General features: G+C 54.1%; 1 protein-coding gene. It reads left to right on the top strand.

Translation table 11 applies throughout. The features are described from left to right. Positions 1-3,519, top strand: a 3,519-nt coding sequence (locus ABLN87_RS21975; RefSeq protein ID WP_353014236.1) for a hypothetical protein, incomplete at both ends; no start/stop codon positions are given.

The raw sequence follows: 3,519 nt of genomic DNA on the forward strand, positions 1-3,519 counted from the left end.
CCACAAGAAGCTGTTACAGGCAGCGGCAATACACCACATAAAAACCACTCATCAAAAGTAACCCCGGAAGTGTTTGAGAAGATCAAGGCGCTGAGAGACCAGGGATTGTCTAACACAAAGATCAGCGCTGCGCTGAAAGAGGACAATATTCAAATTAGCACTAGGACGATCAGCAAAGCGCTTCGAGCGGATGCGGGTTTGTCGGCAGAGGGTATGCCCAAGGCGGTGACCCGTGATGTTATGCAGATCATCCTCGATCTGAAATCTCAAAAACGCAGCAGCCAGGCAATCTCCAAGCACCTCGAAGCTGATGGGATAAAATTGTCAACAACAAGCGTGGACAGAGCGCTTGGGTTTGCTTCATCGCAATTTAATGTGACCGCGGATTCAGAATCGTGGCGCAGTTTCCGGGAGACGGGATATCAGCAGGCCTCTCCCGATATTCAGCATATGCTGCAGGCACTGGAACAGCCAGCAGCATCTGGAAAAGTGACCCCGGAAGTATTTGAGAAGATCAAGGCGCTGAGAGACCAGGGATTGTCTGGCAAAAAGATCAGCGCCGCGCTGAAAGCGGAGAACATTCAAATTAGCCATGCAACGATCAGCAGGGCGCTTCGAGCGGATGCGGGCCTGTCAGCAGAGGGTATGCCCAAGGCGGTGACCCGTGATGTTATGCAGATCATCCTCGACCTGAAATCTCAAAAGCTCACCCTACAGGCAATCTCCGATCACCTCAAAGATAGGGGGGTACATTTGTCAATTGCAGGCGTGGACAGAGCGCTTAGAGTTGCTTCATCGCAATTTAATGTGACCGCGGATTCAGAATCGTGGCGCAGTTTCCGGGAGACGGGATATCAGCAGGCCTCTCCCGATATTCAGCACATGCTGCAGGCACTGGATCAGCCAGCAGCATCTGGAAAAGTGACCCCGGAAGTATTTGAGAAGATCAAGGCGCTGAGAGACCAGGGGTTGTCTGGCAAAAAGATCAGCGCCGCGCTGAAAGCGGAGAACATTCAAATTAGCCATGCAACGATCAGCAGGGCGCTTCGAGCGGATGCGGGCCTGTCAGCAGAGGGTATGCCCAAGGCGGTGACCCGTGATGTCATGCAGATCATCCTCGATCTGAAATCTCAAAAACGCAGCAGCCAGGCAATCTCCGCGCATCTCGAAGCTGATGGGATAAAATTGTCAACAACAAGCGTGGACAGAGCGCTTGGGTTTGCTTCATCACAATTTAATGTGACCGCGGATTCAGAATCGTGGCGCAGTTTCCGGGAGACGGGATATCAGCAGGCCTCTCCCGATATTCAGCACATGCTGCAGGCACTGGAACAGCCAGCAGCATCTGGAAAAGTAACCCCGGAAGTATTTGAGCAGATCAAGGCGCTGAGCGACCAGGGGGTGTCTCGCAGAAAGATCAGCGCTGCGCTGAAAGAGGACAATACTCAAATTAGCACTAGGACGATCAGCAAAGCGCTTCGAATGGATGCGGGCTTACCTGGAGAAGGTATGCCCAAGGCGGTGACCCGTGATGTCATGCAGATCATCCTCGACCTGAAATCTCAAAAGCGCACCCTACAGGCAATCTCCGATCACCTCAAAGATAGGGGGATACATTTGTCAAAATCAGGAGTGGACACTGCGCTTAGAGTTGCTTCATTGCAATTTAATGTGACGGCGGATTCAGAATCGTGGCGCAATTTCCGGGAGACGGGATATCAGCAGGCCTCCCCCAACATTCAGCACATGCTGCAGGCACTGGAACAGCCCCAAGCTACAATCAGGAAACCTGCCTCAAAAGTAACCCCGGAGGTGTTTGAGAAGATCAAGGCGCTGAGAGACCAGGGATTGTCTGGTATAAAGATCAGCGCCGCGCTGAAAGAGGACAACATTCAAATTAGCGCTGCGACGATCAGCAAAGCGCTTCGAGCGGATGTGGGCTTACCTGCGCGGAGTATGCCCAAGGCGGTGACCCGTGATGTCATGCAGATCATCCTCGACCTGAAATCTCAAAAACGCAGCAGCCAGGCAATCTCCGCGCATCTCGAAGCTGGTGGGATACATTTGTCAGAATCAGGAGTGGAGGTTGCGCTTAGAGTTGCTTCATTGCAATTTAATGTGACGGCGGATTCAGAATCGTGGCGCAGTTTCCGGGAGACGGGATATCAGCAGGCCTCTCCCGATATTCAGCATATGCTGGAGACATTGGAACAGCGAGCAACATCTGGAAAAGTGACCCCGGAAGTATTTGAAAAGATCAAGGCGCTGAGCGACCAGGGGGTGGTCAGTGAAGAGATCAGCGCTACGCTAAAAGAGGAGAACATTCAAATTAGCCATACAGCGATCAAGAAAGCGCTTCGATTGGATGCGGGCTTACCTGCGCGGGGTATGCCCAAAGCGGTGACCCGTGATGTCATGCAGATCATCCTCGATCTGAGATCTCAAAAGCTCACCCACCAGGCAATCTCCGATCACCTCAAAGATAGGGGGGTACATTTGTCAAGAACAAGCGTGGACACTGCGCTTAGCGTTGCTTCATCGCAATTTAATGTGACCGCGGATTCAGAAGCGTGGCGCAATTTCCGGGAGACGGGATATCAGCAGGCCTCTCCCGATATTCAGCGCATGCTGCAGGCACTGGATCAGTCAGCAGCATCTGGAAAACTGACCCCGGAAGTATTTGAGCAGATCAAGGCGCTGAGCGACCAGGGGGTGTGTATTGAAAAGATCAGCGCTGCGCTGAAAGAGGACAACATTCAAATTAGCGCTGCGACGATCAAGAAAGCGCTTCGATTGGATGCGGGCTTGTCGTCAAATAATATGCCCAAGGCGGTGACCCCTGATGTGCTGCAGATCATCCTCGATCTGAAATCTCAAAAACGCAGCAGCCAGGCAATCTCCGATCACCTCAAAGATAGGGGGGTACATTTGTCAAGAACAGGCGTGGACCTGGCCTACCGCCTTGCCAGGCCCTTTCTGGATGACGATGCCCTGCAACTGGATGCCGCACCAGCAGCGGACCCCCAACAGACTGCAGAGGCAGCCATGACCGGTGCCCCGGCAGCTCCAAACCCCGCAACTGACGCTGAGGCCGAGATCGGTTTGGAGGAGTTGTACCGCTTGCTTGACGACGAGAACATGCAGACCTCCGGCGCGCCTGAGATGGTAGGAGAGCCACAACCCGGGCTCGATATCCTCACCGACTTCCCTTGGGACAACCTGGGGCTGGATGACGATGCCCTGCAACTGGATGCCGCACCAGCAGCGGACTTCCAACAGACTGCAGAGGCAGCCATGACCGGTGCCCCGGCAGTTCCAGACCCCGCGACTGACGCTGAGGCCGGGATAGATTCGGAGGATTCGTACAGCTGGCTTGACGACGTGAACATGCAGACCTCCGGCGCGCCTGAGATGGCAGGAGAGCCACAACCCGGGCTCGATATCCTCACCGACTTCCCTTGGGACAACCCGGTGCTGGATGACGATGCCCTGCAACTGGATGCCGCACCAGCAGCGGAC

This window comes from Ruegeria sp. SCP10, assembly GCF_040329495.1.
In the GTDB taxonomy this organism is placed as follows: Bacteria; Pseudomonadota; Alphaproteobacteria; order Rhodobacterales; family Rhodobacteraceae; genus Ruegeria.